Raw genomic sequence first — 18,180 nt, 5'->3', positions numbered from 1 at the left:
GCAAGGTTACCGGCCGCGCTGGTCAGCGCCCGCGCACGCGCGCACGAGAGGCGCGGGCGGATCAGCCGAACGTGCCGCCCTCGCCGCGGTAGGTCGGCACGCTGGCCTCGACGGCCTCGCCGCGCACCAGGTGCACGGTCGAGAAGCGCTCCATGACCTCGCCCGACTTGGCGTGCCGGAACCAGACCCGGTCGCCGACCCGCACGTCGCCGCCGCGCGGCACCAGCAGGGGCGTCTGGACCTCGCCCGCGCCCTCCCGGTCCGTGAGCGTGAGCCCGGCCGGCCACACCGGCCGCGGCTGGCGCGACTTCGTCGCCGGACCCGACGCGATGTAGCCGCCGCCGAACGCCGTGGCGTAGCCGGGGGCGGGGATGCGGACGACGTCGAGCCCGAAGAACGCGGCCGGGCGCGGCTCGAACGAGCGGTAGGAGTCGAACAGCGTGGGCACGAACAGGCCCGAGCCGGCCGTGACCTCGGTGACCGAGGCGGCCTGCGCGCTGGTCTGGATCGAGCCCGAGCCTCCGGAGTTCACCAGCTCGAGCGGATGGCCGATGGCCGCGGCGACCGCGGCGACGACCGCCGAGCGTCGCGTGGCCAGGTCCGCGATCGAGAGCTTCTTGACGAGGCGGACCGCGGGAGAGGAGTCGGGCAGCCCGGCGACCTGCGCCTCGTAGAACATCACGCCGCGCACGTCGATCCCGTCGCGCTGCACGATCGCGGCCGCCAGCTCGCCCGCCTGCTCCGCGGTGTGGATCGGCGAGCGGCGCACGCCGAGGTGCGCGCGGAACCGGCCGCGCCCGATCTGCAGCGACGCGTCGATGTCGAGGCACACGCGCAGCGTCACGCTGTGCGCGGCTGCGGCCTTCGCGGCGAGGTCCACCTGGGCGAGGTCGTCGACCATGAGCGTCACGGCCGCGGCGGCCCGCGGGTCGCGCGCCAGGTCGTCGAGCGCGGCGGTGTCCACGGTCGGGTACCCGAGCAGGACGTCGTCGACGCCCTGCGAGACGAGCCAGAGCGCCTCGCGCAGCGAGTAGCCCATCACGCCCGCGAAGCCGGGGCGGGCCAGCACGCGCGTGAGCACCTCGCGCACGCGGACCGACTTGCTCGCGACCCGGATCGGCATACCGCCTGCGCGACGCACCAGGTCGTCCGCGTTGGCCTCGAGCGCGTCGAGGTCGACCACGGCGAGCGGGGCCGGCAGGTGGCCGGTGGCGGCGTCGAGACGGGCTCCGAGGGTCATGCGGGGATCTCCTTGCGCGGTGCCGGGTCGGGTGCACGGTCGGATACAGGGGTGGGTGTGCCCGTCCGCCCGGCGAAGCCGCCGGCGATCGAGGCGACGACCAGGGCGAGCAGGATCGGCAGGACGAACGCGAGGCGGAAGCTCGTCGCCGTGCCGATCACCGGGAGCAGGACGGCACCGAGCAGCGTGCCGACGTAGTTGAAGACGTTGAGCCGCGCGACGACCGCGTCGGCGTGCTCGGGCGCCAGGACACCGGCGGTCGCGAAGCACAGCGGCGCGATCAGGCCGAGACCCGCACCCGCGAGGGCGAAGCCGGCGATGGCGACGAACGGCACGGGCGCGACGACGACCACGGTGAAGCCCGCGGCGCCGACGAGCGACGCGGCGCGCACGACGCGAACCCGGCCCCACCGCAGCACCGCGGCGTCACCGACGAGGCGCGAGAGCAGCGTCGTGCCGAGGTACGCGGCGGCACCCAGCGGAGCCATCCACGAGGCCGCGTCGAGCGTCTTCTCCAGGTACGTCGTGCTCCAGGACTGCGTGCCGTTGTCAATCGCGAAGTAGGCCACGACCGCGACCGCGAGCACGCCCACCGAGCGCCACGGCACGTGCGAGCCCGGGGTGTCGTCGACCGCGACTGGTGCGGCGTCGTGCGAGCGGCGGCCGTTGCGCGCGACGAGCACCGCAGCCAGGGCGGCGACCGGGGTCGCGGCCAGGAAGATCAGGGTGACCGGCTCGATCGCGAGGCGGTCGCCGTCGACCGCCGAGAGCAGCGCCGCGGCGATGCCGCCGACCGACCACGCGGCGTAGAAGCTGGACAGCAGGGGCCGGCCGTACGCGCGCTGGACCGCGACGGCCTGCATGTTGGTGGACGCGTCGACCATCCCGAGCGCGACGCCGTACAGCGCGAACGCGGCCACCCCGAGCGGGAACGTGGGCGCGATCGCGATGACCGGCACGAACACGGCGATGAGCGCGAGACCTGCCGCGAGCGCGACGCGACTGCCCCCGCGGGAGCGGGCGACCCGGTCGGCGATCCAGGTGCCGAGCGCCGCGGCGAGCAGGACGCCGAGGATGGCGGTCGAGATCGTGTCCTCGTCGACCCCGTACCGCTCCTGCACGCTGACGAGGTTGGTCAGCAGCAGCATGAGCGCGAAGCCCTGCGCGGCGAAGGCGCCGCTGGTCGCGACCCGCGCGCGGGTGTCGACGCTCACGCGCCGGCCGGGACGGGCAGCACGGCGTCGTCCGACAGTCCCTCGACGGGGACCGTGAGCGTGGCGAGGTAGGTGCCGAAGCCCTGCAGGCCGCGCAGGGCGGCCTCGGCGTTGTCGTCGACGAGCCACGCGAGCGAGTAGCCGTCGACGACCGCGACGACGACGCGCGCGAGCTCCTCGGTCGGCACGAGCCACCGCACGTTCCCGGCCCGCCCGACGACCTCGAGGACCTGCTGCGCCGTGGTCCACTGACCGCGGTACTGCTCGGCGGCGACCTGGTTGAGCTCGGGGTGACGCAACGAGGACGTGGTGAGCTCGTAGCTCAGCAGCTGCGAGCCGCGCGTGCCGGTGATCGACGCCCACAGCGCGCCGATCGCGGCCTCGAGCACGGTCTCCACCGGCAAGCCGGCGGGGATCTGGTCGAGACCCTGGACAGCGTTGCGCTCCGTGATGGCGTGCGCCATGGCGCGCAGGAGCTCGTCCTTGTCCTGGAAGCAGTAGTGGACGACGCCGAGCGAGACACCCGCCTCGGCCGCCACGGCGCGCACGGTGGCGGCCTCGATCCCGTCGCGGCTCGCGACGGCCAGGGCGGCCTCGACGAGCTGCTCGCGACGCTCGGCAACGGGCATGCGATTCATGCGGGTCCCCTCCCTCACGTGCACCGGCCCCGATTACCGGGCACGCGCCCCTGCGATCACGCCCAAGTGAAGCACGTCCTCGACTTGACTTGGACAACCGCCCAGGTCAATGTCTGTTCTCATGGCACACACGCAGCGCGCGACCTGGCGCAACTGGGCACGCACTGCTGCTGCCACTCCATACCGTAGCGACACGCCGCGTGACCTGCAGGAATTGTCCGCGACGGTCGCGCGCGCCGCGGCCGACGGGCGCCGCGTACGGGCCGTCGGCGGTGGCCACTCGTTCACCCCCGCCGCGGTCACCGAGGGCGTCCACCTGCACCTGGACCACCTGACCGGCCTCGAGAGCATCGAGCGCTTCGACGACGGCACGGCCCACGTGACCGTCGGCGCGGGCATGCACCTGTATGCGCTCAACGCCCTGCTGGCCGCGCACGGGCTCGCGATGCGCAACCTCGGGGACATCGACAAGCAGACCGTCGCGGGTGCGATCTCGACCGGCACGCACGGCACCGGCGCCCGTCTGGGCGGCCTCGCGACGCAGGTCGTCGGCGTCCGGCTGGTCACGGCAGCGGGTGAAGTTCTCGACCTCTCGCGCGACGAGCGTCCCGAGCTGTTCGAGCTCGCCCGGCTCGGCCTCGGCTCGGTGGGGATCCTCGCCGCCGTGACGATCGAGGTCGTCCCCGCGTTCCGCCTCGAGGCGGTCGAGGAGCCGTGGGCGCTCGACGACGTGCTGGTCGAGCTCGACGGCCTCGTCGACGACAACGACCACTTCGAGTTCTACTGGTTCCCCCACACGCGCCGCGCGCTGACCAAGCGCAACAACCGGGTGGCCGACGGCGAGGTCGCCGAGCTCAACCGCGTGCGCGCGTGGGTCGACGACGAGCTGCTCTCCAACGGCCTGTTCGGGCTGACCAACCGCCTCGCGACGCTCGTGCCGCCCGTGACGCCGCGCATCAACGCCGTCGCCGCGCGCGCGCTCAGCGCCCGCCGGTTCATCGCGCCGTCCGCCGAGGTGTTCATCTCCCCGCGCCGGATCGTGTTCCGCGAGATGGAGTACGCGGTCCCCCGTGCGGAGCTTCCGGGTGTGCTCGCGGAGATCGAGTCCTGGCTGCGCTCGTCGGGCGAGCACGTGCCGTTCCCGCTCGAGGTGCGCTTCGCGGCGGCCGACGACCTGTGGCTGTCCACCGCGCACGGCCGCGAGACCGCCTACGTCGCCGCGCACCAGTACGTGAAGATGCCGTTCAAGCGCTACTTCGACGCGGTCGAGCAGATCATGGGCCAGGTCGACGGCCGCCCGCACTGGGGAAAGATGCACTGGCTCGACGCCGAGCGCTTCGGCCAGCTCTACCCCCGGTTCGCTGACGCGCAGCGCGTGCGCGCGCAGGTCGACCCCGACGGCGTCTTCGGCAACCCGTACACCGACCACGTGTTCGGGGACCGTCACTCGCACGGGTGATTGGTCACCGAACCCATTCGTTGCCCTGGCGTCTCACAGACGCCCGGTGCACTCTGTGCGGGTGACAGCGAGCACCCGCGTCGTGGTGGCCACCGCCTTCGGTGGTCCCGAGGTCCTTCAGCTCATCGACGTCCCCCCCGTCGAGCCCGGGCCGGGCAACGTGATCGTCGACGTCAGAGCCGCAGGCATCAACCCGATCGACTGGAAGACCTACGCGGACGGGCCGGGGACGGACCGTTCGCGCCTCCCGCTGCGCCTCGGCTTCGAGGTCGCCGGCGTCGTCAGCGCCGTCGGCCCGTCCGTGCGCTGGCTCTCCGAGGGCGACGAGGTCATCGCCTGGCGTGTGCACGGCGGCTACGCCGACCGGCTCGAGGTCTCCGAGCAGGTCACCGTCCGCCGGCCCGCCGAGCTCGGCTGGGCCCCCGCGTCGGGCCTGATGCTGACCGGCGCCACGGCCGTGCACACGCTCACGGCCGCCAACGTGCACCGGGGCGACGTCGTGCTCGTGCACGGCGGGTCCGGCGGGGTGGGCCGCATGGTCGTCCAGCTCGCCGAGCTGCGGGGGGCGGCCGTGATCGCCACCGCGTCGCCGCACGCGCACGACGACCTGCGGGCGCTCGGCGCGATCCCCGTGGAGTACGGCCCCGGACTCGCCGAGCGCGTGCGCGCGGTCGCACCCTCGCCCGTCACGGTCGCGATCGACACGGTCGGCACCGACGAGGCGCTCGACACCTCCGTCGAGCTCGTCGCCGACCGGTCCCGCGTCATCTCGATCGCGGGCTTCGGGCGCGGCCCGTCGCTCGGCATCCAGCTGCTCGGCGGCGGACCCGGCGCGGACCCGGGCACGGCCGTGCGCGAGGCCGCGCGCGCCCAGCTCGTCGACCTCGCGGCGGACGGCGTGCTCGACGTCCGCGTCGCGCGCACCTACCCGCTCGACCAGGTCGCCGACGCGCACCGCGAGGGCCGCGGCGGGCACCCGGGCGGCAAGCTCGTGCTGCTGCCCTGAGTGCTACCGCCCTGACACGACCTCAGCCGTCGATCTCCGCGGCGAGCGCGCAGAGCTCGTCCAGCACGCTGCGCACGACGAGCCGCTCGGCCCGGTCGGGCCGGAGCAGCGCGTCGATGCGCCGGCCCGCGCGCACGCCGGTGAGCGGCAGCAGCCGCACGCCCTCACCGCCCCCGTGGGAGTGGCGCGGGAGCAGCGAGACCCCGTGCCCGGCGGCGACGAGCGACGAGGCGACGTGGAAGTCGTTGATCCGGTGCACGATCCGCGGCTCGGTCCCGGAGGCCGCGGCGACCGCCGCGAGCACCGTCGAGATCGGGAAGCCCTCCCGCACCGAGATCCACGCCTCGCCCGCGAGCTCGGCCGGGTGCACGGTCTCCTGCCCGGCCAGGCGGTGACCGGTCGGGACGGCCACGTCGAGCGGCTCGCGCAGCAGCGGGACCACGCGGACCCGATCGCCCCAGGACCCCGCGCCATCCGGACGGTGCGCGACGACGATGTCGATCCGGTCGGTCAGCCCGACGAAGTCCGCCTGAGCGACGTCCTCGTCGGCGCACTCGACGTCCACGCCGTGCGGCACCCGGCTCAGCAGGCGCGGCAGGAACAGCTGCGCGGCGCTGGCGAACGCGCTCACGCGCACCGTCCCGCGCGGCGCGGCGAGGAACCCGTCGCACGCCGCCTGCGCGCGCTCGAGAGCGACCGCCACGTCGAGCGCTGCGTCGGCGAGTGCCTCCCCCGCCGGCGTGAGCCGCAGCCCGCGCCCCACGCGCTCGGTGAGGGCGACGCCGACGTCCCGCGCGAGCACGGCGACCTGCTGGGAGACGGCTGACGGCGTCAGGTGCAGCACGTCGGCCGCGGCCGTCACGCCGCCCTGGGTGCGGACGGCGCGCAACGTCTCGAGCGCCCGGGGATCCATGCAGCCACGCTACATCGTCGGTGCACGACATTTCGATGGTGCTGGAACGTCGAGCGGGGCGATGCTCGGTGCGTGAACCGCCACGACCGCCTGCTCGCCATGCTCGTCGCCGTGTGCTGGGGGCTCAACTTCCCGGCGATCCACCTCTCGCTCGAGCAGTTCCCGCCGTTCTTCCTCGTCGCGCTGCGGTTCGCCCTCATCGCGCTGCCGACCGTGCTGGTTGTCCGCCGGCCCGCGGTGCCGTGGCGGTGGCTGCTGCTGTACGGGTTCGGCTTCGGGGTCCTGCAGTTCGTGTTCCTCTACTGGGCGATGTCCGCGGGCATGCCCACCGGGCTCGCCTCGCTGGTCCTGCAGTCGTCGGCGCCGTTCACCGTGGTGCTCGCGGCCGCGCTGCTGCGCGAGCGGCTCACGGCCCGCCAGGGGCTCGGCGTGCTCGTCGCGGTCACCGGCCTCGCGGGCATCGCGCTGCACCGGGCGGGCGTCGACGGCGGCGCGACCCTCGTGCCGGTGCTGCTCACGCTGTGCGGCGGGCTCGGCTGGGCGTTCGGCAACCTCGGCAACCGCCTCGCGGTGCGCGAGGCGCCCGGGGAGTCGTTCCGGCTCCTGCTGTGGATGTCGGTCGTGCCGCCGCTGCCCATGCTCGCGCTGTCGCTCGGCGTCGAGGGCCCGCGCCGGATCGCCGACTCGTTCAGCGGCCTCGGCAGCCGCACGGGCCTGCTGGCCGTGGGCGGGCTCGCGTTCACCGCCGTCGTCGCGACCCTGCTGGGCTCGGGGCTGTGGACCGCGCTGATGAGCCGCAACGCCTCGAGCGTGGTCGCGCCGTTCTCGATGCTCGTGCCGGTCGTCGGGATCGCGTCGTCGTGGCTGCTGCTGCGCGAGAGCACGTCGCCCGCCGAGCTCGCGTGGGGAGCCCTGGTGGTCGCCGGCGTGCTGCTGGGGAGCCTGAAACGCCGGTCGAGCGCTCAGTCGCTCGCGACGACGATGGCCGACGCGATCGCCGCGACACCCTCGCCGCGGCCCGTGAGCCCGAGCCCGTCCGTCGTGGTCGCGGACACCGACACGGGCGCCCCTGCGGCCGACGAGAGCGCCGCCTCGGCCTCCGCCCGCCGCTGACCCAGCCGGGGGCGGTTGCCGATCACCTGGACCGCGACGTTGCCGATCTCGAACCCGGCGTCGCGGACCCGCCGGGCCGCCTCGGCGAGCAGCGTCGCGCCCGCCGCGCCCGCCCACTGCGGCTCCGAGGTGCCGAAGTTCGAGCCGAGGTCGCCGAGGCCGGCCGCGGACAGCAGCGCGTCGGCCGCGGCGTGCGCGGCGACGTCGGCGTCGGAGTGCCCCGCCAGGGGCCGCTCGCCGGGCCAGGCGAGCCCCGCGAGGTGCAGGACGGCCTCCGGGGACGGGTGCTCGTCGTAGGCGTGCACGTCGACGCCGATGCCGGTGCGCGGGATGGCCATGTCAGAGGTCCTTCGTGTCCGTCGCCAGCAGCACGGCGACCGCGAGGTCTCGCGGCGTGGTGATCTTCGCAGCACGCTCGTCGCCCGGGACCACCCAGACCGGCAGCCCGAGACGCTCGACCAGCCCGGCGTCGTCGGAAGCGGCCACGGACTCGTCGCCCGCGTCCTGCTCGGCCGCGGCGTGCGCGCGCTCGAGGGTCGCGCGCGCGAAGCCCTGCGGGGTCTGCACCGCGCGCAGCTCGCCGCGCGCGACGGTCGCCTCGACGGGCCAGCCGTCGTCGCCCGCGCCCACGCGCTTGATGGTGTCCGTCACGGCGAGCCCGGGGACCACGGCGTCGTGCCCGGCCCGGACGGCGGCGGCGACCCGCTCGATCAGGTCGGCGGGCGCGAACGGGCGGGCGGCGTCGTGCACGAGCACCACGTCGATCCCGTCGTCGGGCAGGGCGGCGAGCGAAGCCGCGACCGAGGCCTGGCGCGTGGGCCCGCCGGGGACCACGACGACGTCGGGGCCCAGCAGAGCCCGGAACGCGTCGACATGGTCGGCCGGCGCGGACACGACCAGCGCAGCCAGGGGCGCTCCCCCGGGGCGGGCGGCCAGCAGCCGGCGCGCGGCGTGCACCACGACGGGCTCACCCAGCACGGGGACGAGCGCCTTGGGCAGCGCGTGACCGAGGCGGGAGCCGCTGCCCGCCGCCGTGAGGATCGCCGCGGTCGTCACGACCGGCCCCAGAAACGGGTCGACCGCACCTCGGTGGGTACCGGGGTGCGGTCGAGCACGTGTGCGTTGCTGGCGTGCGCTCGCGTCAGGACGCGAGGACCTCGTCGAGGATGGCTTCCGCCTTCTCCTCCTCGGTGTGCTCGGCGAGTGCGAGCTCCGAGACGAGGATCTGGCGGGCCTTGGCGAGCATGCGCTTCTCGCCCGCGGACAGCCCGCGGTCGGCGTCACGACGCGAGAGGTCGCGGACGACCTCGGCCACCTTGATGACGTCGCCGGAGGCGAGCTTCTCGAGGTTGGCCTTGTAGCGGCGCGACCAGTTGGTCGGCTCTTCGGTGTACGGCGCCCGCAGGACCTCGAACACGCGGTCCAGGCCCTCCTGGCCGACGACGTCGCGGACGCCCACGAGGTCGACGTTCTCAGCGGGAACTTCGATGGTCAGATCACCCTGAGCTACCTTGAGCTTCAGGTAGAGCTTGGCCTCTCCGCGGATGGTTCTGGTCTTGATCTCTTCGATCAAGGCTGCACCGTGGTGCGGGTAGACAACGGTCTCCCCAACAGTGAAAGTCATCTGCAGGTGTCCCCTTTCGCAGAGGCGTATCTTATCACGCCGCATTTCACCCGAATCCGGTGCGTGGACGCCGTCGACGCTGGTCAGGACGCCCTGGCGCGCGCGTCCCAGCCAGGGGGTCAGCGGCGCGCGCACGGGGCGGGTCCGGCTAGTCTTGCGGTGCGACCGCGCCGGCTCCCCGGGCCGACGTCCGGACGCACCAGCCGTCCCGTCGCCCCCGAGGAGTCATCGTGACCTCGCCCCGCCCCCGCTCCCGCCGGCTCCTGATCGCCGCGGGGCTGAGCGTCGCCGGCGTCGTGCTGGCTGGTTGCTCCGCGACCAACCCGATCACCACCGAGCACGAGTACAGCGCGTCCGACGGCGTGCGCGCCACGCTGGGCGACGTGCGCGCCTCGAACCTGCTCGTGCTCTCGAGCGCGAAGGGGTCGGAGGGCCTGCTCCTCGGCGGCCTGACGAACGACGGCACCCAGCCGCGCACGGTCACGCTGACGTTCGGCGACCAGACCGCCACGGTGCAGGTCGCGCCCGAGTCCACCGTGCTGCTGGACGGCACCGCGGCCGAGGGCCGCGCGGACGTGCGCGTCACGTCGGTCTCGGTCCCCCCGGGCGCCGTGCTGCCGACCACGATCGCCACGGACACCGCGGGCAGCCAGGACGTGGGCATCCCCGTCCTCGACGGCTCCCAGCCCGACTACGCGACGCTGGTCCCCACTCCGCCCGCCTCCTGACTCCAGCTGCACGCACGAAGGGCCCCGGACCATGACGGTCCGGGGCCCTTCGGCGTCGTGCGCTCAGCTCACCCGAAGCGGCCCGAGATGTAGTCCTCCGTGGCCTGCTCGCGCGGCGAGGAGAAGATCGTCGCGGTGTCGTCGATCTCGATGAGGCGCCCCGGCTGGCCGGTGCCCGCGAGGTTGAAGAACGCCGTGCGGTCCGAGACGCGCGCGGCCTGCTGCATGTTGTGGGTCACGATGACGATCGTGTACTGCGCCTTGAGCTCGGCGATGAGGTCCTCGATCGCGAGCGTCGAGATCGGGTCGAGCGCCGAGCAGGGCTCGTCCATGAGCAGCACCTGCGGCTTGACCGCGATGGCGCGCGCGATGCACAGGCGCTGCTGCTGACCGCCCGAGAGGCCCGAGCCGGGACGGTCGAGGCGGTCCTTGACCTCGTTCCAGAGGTTGGCGCCCTGCAGCGACTGCTCGACCATGTCCTGCGCGTCGCCCTTGGAGATCCGCTTGTTGTTGAGGCGGACGCCGGCGAGCACGTTCTCGGCGATGGACATCGTCGGGAACGGGTTGGGGCGCTGGAAGACCATGCCGACCTGGCGGCGCACGGCCACGGGGTCGATGTCGTTGCCGTACAGGTCCACGCCGTCCATCGTGACGCTGCCCTGGACGTGCGCGCCCGGGATGACCTCGTGCATGCGGTTGAGCGTCCGCAGGAAGGTCGACTTGCCGCAGCCGGAGGGGCCGATGAAGGCCGTCACCGAGCGGGGCTCGACGGCCATCTCGATGTCCGCGACCGCCTTGAAGTCGCGGTAGAAGATGTTGAGGTCCTTGACGTCGATGCGCTGAGCCATGGGGGGGTCCTTAACCGAGGTTCTTGGGAGCGAAGAAGCGGGTGACGAGGCGGGCGACGAGGTTGAGCAGCATGACGATGAGGATCAGCGTCAGCGCTCCGGCCCAGGCCCGGTCGTAGGCGACGGTCGCGATGCAGTTCGCCTGGTCGGGCGTGCAGGGGACCAGGCCCTGCTGGAACTGCCGGTAGACGTACACCGGCAGGGTCATCATGCGACCGTCGAAGAGGTTGTAGTTGATCGAGTCGATGACGCCGACCGTGATGAGCAGCGGGGCGGTCTCGCCGATCACGCGGGAGACGGCGATCATCACGCCGGTGACGATGCCCGCGACCGCGGTGCGGAGCACGACCTTGATGACCACGAGCCAGCGCGGCACGCCCAGGGCGAGCGCGGCCTCGCGGAGCTCGTTGGGGACGAGCCGCAGCATCTCCTCCGACGAGCGCACGACGACCGGGATCATCAGCACCGAGAGCGCCACGGAGCCGACCACGCCCATGCGGACGCCCGGCCCCAGGATCACGGCGAACAGCGCGTACGCGAACAGACCGGCGACGATGGACGGGATGCCCGTCATGACGTCGACGAAGAACGTCACCGCGCGGGCCAGGGGGCCGCGGCCGTACTCGACCAGGTAGATGGCGGTCAGCAGGCCGATCGGTACCGAGATCAGCGCCGCGAACAGCGTGATCTCCACCGTGCCGACGATCGCGTGGTAGACGCCGCCGGCGTCCATGCCGCCGAACACACCGCGCATCGAGTGCGTGAGGAAGTAGACGTTGAAGCGCTCGATGCCGTGCTTGACGACGGTCCAGGCGACCGACACCAGCGGCAGGACCGCGAGCAGGAAGGCGGCGACGATCAGGCCGCGCATCACGCGGTCCTTGCGGTGCCGGCGCTTGTCGACCTGCTGGAGCAGGGTGCGCAGCTCGGCGTTGCCGGCCAGCGCCTCGGGAGCGGTGGTGGTCATCAGTTGGCTCCCGAGAAGTCCTTGCGACGCGCGACGATCGCGCGGGCGGCCATGTTGACCACCAGGGTGATGACGAACAGCGCCAGGCCGGTCGCGATCAGCGTCGAGACGCCCATCGGGTTGGCCTCGGGGAACTGCGCCGCGATGTTGGCCGCGATCGACTGCTGCTGTCCGGCCTCGAGGATCCGGAACGAGTAGAGGAACCCGGGCGACAGGATCATCAGGACGGCCATCGTCTCGCCGAGCGCGCGGCCCAGGCCGAGCATCGCGGCCGAGATCACGCCGGAGCGGCCGAACGGGAGGACGGCGGTGCGGATCATCTCCCAGCGCGTCGCGCCGAGGGCCAGAGCGGCCTCCTCGTGCAGGCGGGGTGTCTGGAGGAACACCTCGCGGCTGACGGCGGTGATGATCGGCAGGATCATGACCGCCAGCACGATCGCGACCGTGAGCAGCACGCGCGCCGTGGGCGAGACCGTGCCGGAGAACAGCGGGAACCAGCCGAGGTTCGCGTTCAGCCAGGCCCAGACGGGCTGGACCAGCGGCGAGAGCACCAGGGCGCCCCACAGGCCGTAGACGACCGACGGCACGGCGGCCAGCAGGTCGATCACATAGCCGAGGCCGTTCGCGAGGCGGCGGGGTGCGTAGTGCGAGATGAAGAGCGCGATGCCGATCGCGACCGGCACGGCCATCACGAGCGCGAGCGCCGCGGCGAGGATCGTGCCGAAGATCAGCGGGCCGACGTAGTCCAGCAGCGAGCTCGAGTTGCGCAGCAGGCCGACCTGCTCGGCCAGCTCGTCGTACGGCGTCGTCAGCGCAGGCCACGCCTTGACGACGAGGAAGATCGCGACGGCCGCGAGCAGGACGAGGATGAGGGCGCCGGCGCCTGTGGTGAACCAGCGGAAGACACGGCTCGCGCCGCGGTCGGCGGCTCGGCGTTGGCCCTTGAGGCGGCGAGCGCTGGTGGGCTCCGGACCGCTTCCTGCGGTCGAGCTCCGAGCCGGCGGGCTCTTGGTGGTGGACACGATGCTCCTGCGTCGATCAGGGTGGGGGGGACGTTCGCCGGTGGTCGGCCCGGGTCCCCCCCGGGACAGGCCGACCACCGGCTGATGATGCGGTCAGGCGCCCTTGATGGCGTCGACCGCGGTCTTCGCGTCAGCGGCGAGCTTCTCCGGCAGCGGGGCCGAACCGGCGGCCGACTGCGCGGCAGCCTGACCCTCGGCGCTGACGATGTAGCCGAGCAGGCCCTTGACCAGGTTCGCCTTGGCGTCGTCCGCGTAGGTGCTGCACGCGACGGCGTAGGAGACCAGGATCAGCGGGTACGCACCGGCGGCGGTCGTCGTGCGGTCCACCTTCACGACGACGTCGTTCGTGCCGCGCTCCTCGTCACGCGGCGAGGCGTCCACCGCGAGGGCAGCGGCCTCGGCCGTCGGGCCGACGAAGGCGTCGCCGACCTTGATGCTGACCTTGCCGAGCGTGCCGGCGGCCGACTCGTCGGCGTAGCCGATCGTGCCCTGGCCACCCTGCACGGCCTGGATCAGGCCCGACGTGCCGGTGCCCGACTCGCCACCCTGCAGCGGCCAGTCGTCAGCACCCTCAGCGGTCCAGGCGCCGTTGGCGGCCTTGTTGAGGTAGTCGGTGAAGTTCTTCGTGGTGCCCGAGCCGTCCTGGCGGTGGACCGGCGTGATGGCGGTCGACGGGAGGGTCGCGTCGGGGTTGTCGGCCTTGATCGCCGCGTCGTCCCAGGTCTTGACCTTGCCCTGGAAGATGTTGGCGATGGTCTCGGCCGAGAGGTTGAGCGACGTGACGCCGTCCAGGTTGAACACGACCGCGATCGGGCTCACGTAGACGGGGATGTCGATCGCGTCGCTCTTGCACGTCTCCTTGGCCTGCGTCAGCTCCTCCGGCTTGAGCGCCGAGTCGGAGCCGGCCCAGTCGATGCCGCCCTCGATGAACTGGGTGCGGCCGGCCGAGGAGCCCGCGGGGTCGTAGTTGACGGTCACGTCGGGGTTGGCCGTCTGGAAGCCGGCGCGCCACGCGTCCATGGCCTTCTCCTGGGCCGAGGAGCCGACGCCGTTGAGGTCGCCGCTCAGGCCGTCAGTCGTGCCGGCCGAGCCGCCCGCGCTGGGACCGTCTCCGACCGGGTCGTCCGATCCGCACGCCGTCAGCGAGAGGGCGAGCACACCGGCAAGGGCGACCGCACCGACGCGGCTGGGAAGGGAGAGCTTCACTGTGAGATTCCGTCCTGTCGTCATCTGTGCGCACTGGGAATCGTGCGCAACGAGAAGGACGCTAGGAAGCGGATGTGACCAGCCGGTCGGTACAAGTTGAACCGCAGGTGAACGCTGGCCGACAGTTGCGCACGCGTCCAGGACGGACGACGCGCGACCACCGCACATCAGAACGCCGAGTCCGCATCATCACGGCGGTTGCAAGCCCCGTGATGATGCGGAATCGGCGTGATGACGTGCGTGAAGGCGTGAATCAGCCCTCGGTGCTTGTGGTCGGGCTGCCCCTGCGCTCCGCGACCGGCGGACGCTTCGCGCCCACCGGTCGCTGCGCTCCGGGTCAGCCCTCGGGGGTGAGCTTGTAGCCGAGGCCGCGGACCGTGACCAGGAGGGTCGGGTTGGCCGGGTCGGGCTCGACCTTGGCGCGCACGCGCTTGACGTGCACGTCCAGCGTCTTCGTGTCGCCCACGTAGTCCGAGCCCCAGATGCGGTCGATGAGCTGCCCGCGGGTCAGCACCCGGCCGGCGTTGCGCAGCAGGAGCTCGAGCAGCTCGAACTCCTTGAGCGGGAACGAGACGAGCTGGTCGTGCACGCGCACGGTGTGTCGCTCCACGTCCATCCGGATGGGTCCGGCGACGAGCAGGTCATCGTCCTCGTCGTCGACCTCGGGAACCTCGCCCCCGCCGGGCGCGACGGCCACGACGGCACGCCGGCGCAGCACGGCCCGCACGCGGGCCAGGAGCTCGCGCGACGAGTACGGCTTGGTGATGTAGTCGTCGGCGCCCAGCTCCAGGCCGACCACCTTGTCGATCTCGTCGTCCTTGGCCGTGACCATGATGACCGGCACGTCCGACGTGAGGCGGATGGTCCGGCAGACCTCGGTGCCCGAGAGGCCGGGCAGCATGAGGTCGAGCAGGACCAGGTCCACCCCGCCCTCGTTGAAGCGGTCGAGGGCGTCGGGGCCGGTGGCCGCCTCGACGACCTCGAACCCCTCGCGCTCGAGCTGGTAGGTCAGGGGGTCGCGGTAGGACTCCTCGTCCTCGACCACGAGGATCCGCGTCATGACGCGCTCCTGTGCACGTGAGCTCCTTCGTCGGGTGCTGCGTCGGGTGCTGCGTCGGATGCTGCGTCGGATGCAGCGGGGGAAGCCGCGCGGGGGATGCGCAGCGTGAAGGTGGAACCGCGGCCAGGTTGCGACCAGACGGTCACGTCGCCGCCGTGGTCGGCCGCGACGTGCTTGACGATCGACAGGCCGAGGCCGGTCCCGCCGGTCTCGCGCGAGCGGGCCGGGTCGACGCGGTAGAAGCGCTCGAAGACGCGCTCCTGGTCGATCGGGGAGATGCCGATTCCTTCGTCGACCACGGCGATCTCGACGATGTCGCCGTGCAGCCGGACGCCGACGCCGACGTGCGACGCCTCGCCCGAGTACGCCACGGCGTTGTCGACGAGGTTGCGCACCGCGGTCACGAGCAGGTCGTGCTGGCCGAAGACCTGGACGCCGTGCTGGCCGCCCACGCTCAGCCGCACGCGCTTGCCGTCCGCGGTGGTGCGCGCGCGGTCGACGGCCTCCTGCACGACCTGGTCGACCTCGACGGTCGCGAGCTCGGTGAGCGCGCCGGCCACCTGCAGGCGGGACAGCTCGATGATCTCGTGCACCAGCGCGGACAGCCGGACGGCCTCGGTCTGCATGCGGCCGGCGAAGCGGCGGACGGCCTCGGGGTCGTCGGCCGCGTCCTGCACGGTCTCGGCCAGCAGCGTCAGCGCACCGACCGGGGTCTTGAGCTCGTGGGAGATGTTGACGACGAAGTCGCGGCGGATCGCCTCGAGGCGCTTGGCCTGGGTCTGGTCCTCGGCGAGCACGACGAGGTGGTCCGGCGTGACCTGCGCGACGCGCACCTGCATGAGCAGCGTGCCGGCGCCCAGGGGGCCACGCGGGATCTCGAGCTCCTCGTCGCGGATCACGCCGTCGCGGCGAACCCCGGCGATGAGCTCGCGGATCGCGGGCGGCACCACGGCGCCGTCGCGGACCAGGCCGAGCGCGTAGGCGGGGGCGCTCGCGCGGACCACCCGCTCGTCCTCGTCGAGCACCACGGCCGCCGACCGCAGGACCGCGAGCATCCGCACGAGGCCGTCGTCGAGCTCACGCGCCGGCGTCTCGGGAACGCTGTGCAGCTCGCGCTGGCTCAGCCAGTACGCGGCGACGGCGAAGGCGCCGACGAGGATGCCGAGACATCCCGCGACGATGAGCTGCCAGCCCTGCGCGTCCACGAGCCCAACCCTAGAGCGCACGTGAGGCCCGATCCGTACGGATCGGGCCTCACGTCGGCCACCCGCCGACGAGCATTCACCGGCTGTTCACCCCGGAGGGCGCGCGGGGTCGTCAGCTCAGGATCTTGGCCTTCGCGGCGGCGAACTCCGCGTCGTCGAGGATCCCCTGGGCGTGCAGCTGGCCGAGCTGCGTGAGCTTGGCCATGAGGTCGTCCTGCGCGGGCGCGGCGGCCACGGCGGGCGGCGCGTACGCGGCCTGCTGCGCGGCGGCCTGGCGGGCGGCCTCCTCGTACTGCTGCTGCTGCACCTGGGCCTCGTAGGCCTGCTGCTCGGCGGCGGCCTGCTGCTTGCCGGCCTGGCGGCGCTGCATCGCGCCGGTGGTGGCGTTGGCGGTACCGACGATCACGGCGGTGCGGGCGGCGGTCCCGATCAGGCCGGGGCGGCCGAATCTCCTCAGCGGGGGCATGGTCTGTTCCTCAGCTCTCGGTGGCGTCGAGCTCGGCGAGCTCGGCGACGGCGGCGACGACCTCGGCGGGGATCCGCTCGGAGGCGACGAGCACCCCGCCGGTGGCGCGGATCGCGTCAGCGACCCCGACCGACCAGAGGTGCTCGATGACGAGGATCAGCGCGGACGTGCCGATCTCGAGGTCACCGGCGATCGCGTCGATGTCCTCCTGACCCGCGAGGCCGGTGCCCTCGAGCTCGGTCTCGATGAACTCGAGCTCCCCGCCCAGGTCCGCCAGCTCGATGATGTCGAGCGTCTCGGCGTCCGGGTGGCGCACCACCACGAGGTCGATGATCCGGACCTGCTCGGTGGCGACGAGGAGGGCGACCTGCGCCTTGACCTCGTCAGGGATGCGATCGTGCGGGAACGCGAGCGCGATGAGCTCGACCGGACCGAATGTCGGTGCCACTTCTGTTCTCCTCGGTTGGGGAATGGAGTTCTCGGCGGGTCAGGCGGACGCGCGCTCGACCTCGTCGCCGTGCACGATCAGGGCCCACAGGACGACGACGTCCAGGGCGATGACCACGATCGACCACCACGGCGTGACGGGCAGCGAGACGAACTGCGCGACCAGGTTGAGGACCACGAGCACGACCGCGGTCGCCCGCACCCACGGCTCACCGCCGAACAGCACGAAGCCGACGAGCGTGATGATCGCGCCGAGGATCAGGTGCACCCAGCCCCACGTCGAGACGTCGATGATCGCCAGCCCCGAGTTGGTCCAGGCGAGCACCTTCTCCGAGCTGAAGATGGCGACCAGGCCCGCGACGACGTTGAAGAGGCCCACCGTGATCAGCGCGAAGGCGGCGAACCACACCCACCCGACCCAGGCCGTGACCTTGTTCGTGGGCATCGTCTCGACCTCCGACTCGGTGGGACCTGCGCGATGATGGTCAGTCTGCACCCATCGCCGCAGGTGCGGGCAACGTTCGTCCAGATGATGGCCTGCACATCCAACCGCCGCCGCGCGTTCACCTGCCGGGGCCCAACCGTTCACCTGCCGGTGCGAACCTGACGATCGCCATCCGGCACCAGCACGAGAGGGATCCAATGCGGGACATCTTCGAGGCCGAGCTCACCCAGCTCGGCGAGGACCTCGCGGCCATGAGCCGCCTGGTCGAGCACGCCATCACGAACGCGGGCATCGCGCTCCTGACCGCGGACCTCGCACTGGCCGAGTCCGTGATCGTCGACGACGCGGCGATCGACGCCATCGAGGCGGACATCGACGAGCGCTGCGTCCAGCTCCTCGCGCAGCAGGCGCCCGTCGCCACCGACCTGCGCGTCGTCGTCACGTCGCTGCGCATCAGCGCCTCGCTCGAGCGCATGGGCGACCTCGCCCGCCACGTCGCCCAGGTGGCGCGCGGCCGCTACCCGCGCCAGGCCGTGCCCCAGAGCATGTCCGGCACGTTCGCCGAGATGCACGACGCGG

At 72.6% G+C, this 18,180-nt stretch carries 20 protein-coding genes and 1 pseudogene; 5 read left to right on the top strand and 16 right to left on the bottom strand.

The window, feature by feature from the left end; all coding sequences use genetic code 11:
* Positions 1-61 precede the first annotated feature (61 nt).
* Genes D1825_RS09505 through D1825_RS09495 form a run of 3 tightly spaced genes read right to left on the bottom strand, consistent with a single transcriptional unit; the run spans position 62 to position 3,092 of the window.
* The gene (locus D1825_RS09505) at positions 62-1,240 is read right to left on the bottom strand and encodes an amino acid deaminase/aldolase (protein WP_118767181.1); all 1,179 of its coding nucleotides are present in this window, start codon (positions 1,238-1,240) and stop codon (positions 62-64) included.
* Positions 1,237-2,454: an MFS transporter gene (locus D1825_RS09500; RefSeq protein WP_118767180.1), complete on the bottom strand. Its 1,218-nt coding sequence runs from the start codon at positions 2,452-2,454 to the stop codon at positions 1,237-1,239. Before D1825_RS09500 ends, D1825_RS09505 begins: the two co-directional genes overlap by 4 nt.
* Positions 2,451-3,092 carry a TetR/AcrR family transcriptional regulator gene (locus tag D1825_RS09495; protein ID WP_118767179.1) on the bottom strand — a complete coding sequence of 214 codons (642 nt, stop codon included), beginning with the start codon at positions 3,090-3,092 and terminating at the stop codon, positions 2,451-2,453. Before D1825_RS09495 ends, D1825_RS09500 begins: the two co-directional genes overlap by 4 nt.
* A 121-nt stretch (positions 3,093-3,213) precedes the next feature.
* On the opposite strand from D1825_RS09495, the gene D1825_RS09490 reads away from it, so the two are divergent.
* Positions 3,214-4,551: a D-arabinono-1,4-lactone oxidase gene (locus tag D1825_RS09490; RefSeq protein ID WP_118767178.1), complete on the top strand. Its 1,338-nt coding sequence runs from the start codon at positions 3,214-3,216 to the stop codon at positions 4,549-4,551.
* 61 nt (positions 4,552-4,612) lie between these two features.
* Positions 4,613-5,557 carry an NADP-dependent oxidoreductase gene (locus D1825_RS09485; protein WP_233549791.1) on the top strand — a complete coding sequence of 315 codons (945 nt, stop codon included), beginning with the start codon at positions 4,613-4,615 and terminating at the stop codon, positions 5,555-5,557.
* 22 nt (positions 5,558-5,579) lie between these two features.
* Here D1825_RS09485 and D1825_RS09480 read toward each other — a convergent pair whose 3' ends face one another.
* Complete coding sequence (locus D1825_RS09480; RefSeq protein ID WP_118767177.1) at positions 5,580-6,470, bottom strand: LysR family transcriptional regulator; 891 nt, start codon at positions 6,468-6,470, stop codon at positions 5,580-5,582.
* A gap of 72 nt (positions 6,471-6,542) precedes the next feature.
* On the opposite strand from D1825_RS09480, the gene D1825_RS09475 reads away from it, so the two are divergent.
* Entirely contained in the window at positions 6,543-7,583 is a 1,041-nt protein-coding gene (locus D1825_RS09475; protein ID WP_456064390.1) for an EamA family transporter, read from the top strand.
* Here D1825_RS09475 and D1825_RS09470 read toward each other — a convergent pair.
* From D1825_RS09470 to D1825_RS09460, 3 genes and pseudogenes are all read right to left on the bottom strand, one after another.
* Positions 7,505-7,921, bottom strand: a pseudogene (locus tag D1825_RS09470) (2-C-methyl-D-erythritol 2,4-cyclodiphosphate synthase); the annotation flags it as partial. The gene D1825_RS09475 and the pseudogene D1825_RS09470 sit on opposite strands and share 79 nt — an antisense overlap.
* A 1-nt stretch (position 7,922) precedes the next feature.
* Positions 7,923-8,639: a 2-C-methyl-D-erythritol 4-phosphate cytidylyltransferase gene (gene ispD / locus D1825_RS09465; RefSeq protein WP_118767175.1), complete on the bottom strand. Its 717-nt coding sequence runs from the start codon at positions 8,637-8,639 to the stop codon at positions 7,923-7,925.
* Positions 8,640-8,724: 85 nt separating this feature from the next.
* Entirely contained in the window at positions 8,725-9,207 is a 483-nt protein-coding gene (locus D1825_RS09460) for a CarD family transcriptional regulator (RefSeq protein WP_118767174.1), read from the bottom strand.
* 230 nt (positions 9,208-9,437) lie between these two features.
* Between D1825_RS09460 and D1825_RS09455 the strand changes: the two genes are divergently transcribed.
* Positions 9,438-9,935: a hypothetical protein gene (locus D1825_RS09455; RefSeq protein ID WP_118767173.1), complete on the top strand. Its 498-nt coding sequence runs from the start codon at positions 9,438-9,440 to the stop codon at positions 9,933-9,935.
* 68 nt (positions 9,936-10,003) lie between these two features.
* Here D1825_RS09455 and pstB read toward each other — a convergent pair whose 3' ends face one another.
* From pstB to D1825_RS09410, 9 genes are all read right to left on the bottom strand, one after another.
* Positions 10,004-10,783, bottom strand: a complete 780-nt coding sequence (gene pstB, locus D1825_RS09450; RefSeq protein WP_118767172.1) for a phosphate ABC transporter ATP-binding protein PstB — start codon at positions 10,781-10,783, stop codon at positions 10,004-10,006.
* Positions 10,784-10,793: 10 nt separating this feature from the next.
* Complete coding sequence (pstA, locus tag D1825_RS09445) at positions 10,794-11,750, bottom strand: phosphate ABC transporter permease PstA (protein WP_118767171.1); 957 nt, start codon at positions 11,748-11,750, stop codon at positions 10,794-10,796.
* A complete protein-coding gene (gene pstC / locus D1825_RS09440; protein WP_118767170.1) occupies positions 11,750-12,772 on the bottom strand; it encodes a phosphate ABC transporter permease subunit PstC in 1,023 nt (340 codons plus the stop codon). Before pstC ends, pstA begins: the two co-directional genes overlap by 1 nt.
* 93 nt (positions 12,773-12,865) lie before the next feature.
* On the bottom strand, positions 12,866-13,978 hold the full coding sequence (gene pstS / locus D1825_RS09435) for a phosphate ABC transporter substrate-binding protein PstS (RefSeq protein ID WP_118767169.1): 1,113 nt from the start codon (positions 13,976-13,978) through the stop codon (positions 12,866-12,868).
* A 337-nt stretch (positions 13,979-14,315) separates the two neighbouring features.
* Entirely contained in the window at positions 14,316-15,038 is a 723-nt protein-coding gene (locus D1825_RS09430) for a response regulator transcription factor (protein WP_118767168.1), read from the bottom strand.
* Entirely contained in the window at positions 15,035-16,243 is a 1,209-nt protein-coding gene (locus D1825_RS09425) for a sensor histidine kinase (RefSeq protein WP_118767167.1), read from the bottom strand. The genes D1825_RS09430 and D1825_RS09425 overlap by 4 nt, the downstream gene beginning before the upstream one ends.
* Before the next feature lie 112 nt (positions 16,244-16,355).
* Positions 16,356-16,709 carry an SHOCT domain-containing protein gene (locus D1825_RS09420; protein WP_118767166.1) on the bottom strand — a complete coding sequence of 118 codons (354 nt, stop codon included), beginning with the start codon at positions 16,707-16,709 and terminating at the stop codon, positions 16,356-16,358.
* A 10-nt stretch (positions 16,710-16,719) separates the two neighbouring features.
* The gene (locus D1825_RS09415; protein ID WP_118767165.1) at positions 16,720-17,157 is read right to left on the bottom strand and encodes a DUF6325 family protein; all 438 of its coding nucleotides are present in this window, start codon (positions 17,155-17,157) and stop codon (positions 16,720-16,722) included.
* 39 nt (positions 17,158-17,196) lie between these two features.
* Complete coding sequence (locus D1825_RS09410) at positions 17,197-17,601, bottom strand: DUF7144 family membrane protein (RefSeq protein ID WP_118767164.1); 405 nt, start codon at positions 17,599-17,601, stop codon at positions 17,197-17,199.
* Between the two features lie 197 nt (positions 17,602-17,798).
* Between D1825_RS09410 and D1825_RS09405 the strand changes: the two genes are divergently transcribed.
* The coding region (locus D1825_RS09405; protein ID WP_325051476.1) for a phosphate signaling complex PhoU family protein at positions 17,799-18,180 on the top strand (382 nt) is incomplete at its 3' end.

Origin of the sequence: Cellulomonas rhizosphaerae (genome assembly GCF_003470205.1) — a bacterium.
Taxonomy (GTDB): Bacteria; Actinomycetota; Actinomycetes; order Actinomycetales; family Cellulomonadaceae; genus Cellulomonas; species Cellulomonas rhizosphaerae.
The sequence above is the reverse complement of the archived record's forward strand: the minus strand, read 5'-3'. Positions and strand labels throughout refer to the sequence as shown.

Bases quoted from the DNA above. Each gene is read 5' to 3' on its own strand.
- pstA (WP_118767171.1), bottom strand. From the start codon at position 11,750: ATGACCACCACCGCTCCCGAGGCGCTGGCCGGCAACGCCGAGCTGCGC.
- D1825_RS09495 (WP_118767179.1), bottom strand. From the start codon at position 3,092: ATGAATCGCATGCCCGTTGCCGAGCGTCGCGAGCAGCTCGTCGAGGCC.
- D1825_RS09490 (WP_118767178.1), top strand. From the start codon at position 3,214: ATGGCACACACGCAGCGCGCGACCTGGCGCAACTGGGCACGCACTGCT.
- D1825_RS09430 (WP_118767168.1), bottom strand. From the start codon at position 15,038: ATGACGCGGATCCTCGTGGTCGAGGACGAGGAGTCCTACCGCGACCCC.
- D1825_RS09410 (WP_118767164.1), bottom strand. From the start codon at position 17,601: ATGCCCACGAACAAGGTCACGGCCTGGGTCGGGTGGGTGTGGTTCGCC.
- D1825_RS09505 (WP_118767181.1), bottom strand. From the start codon at position 1,240: ATGACCCTCGGAGCCCGTCTCGACGCCGCCACCGGCCACCTGCCGGCC.
- D1825_RS09460 (WP_118767174.1), bottom strand. From the start codon at position 9,207: ATGACTTTCACTGTTGGGGAGACCGTTGTCTACCCGCACCACGGTGCA.
- D1825_RS09420 (WP_118767166.1), bottom strand. From the start codon at position 16,709: ATGCCCCCGCTGAGGAGATTCGGCCGCCCCGGCCTGATCGGGACCGCC.
- D1825_RS09480 (WP_118767177.1), bottom strand. From the start codon at position 6,470: ATGGATCCCCGGGCGCTCGAGACGTTGCGCGCCGTCCGCACCCAGGGC.
- pstB (WP_118767172.1), bottom strand. From the start codon at position 10,783: ATGGCTCAGCGCATCGACGTCAAGGACCTCAACATCTTCTACCGCGAC.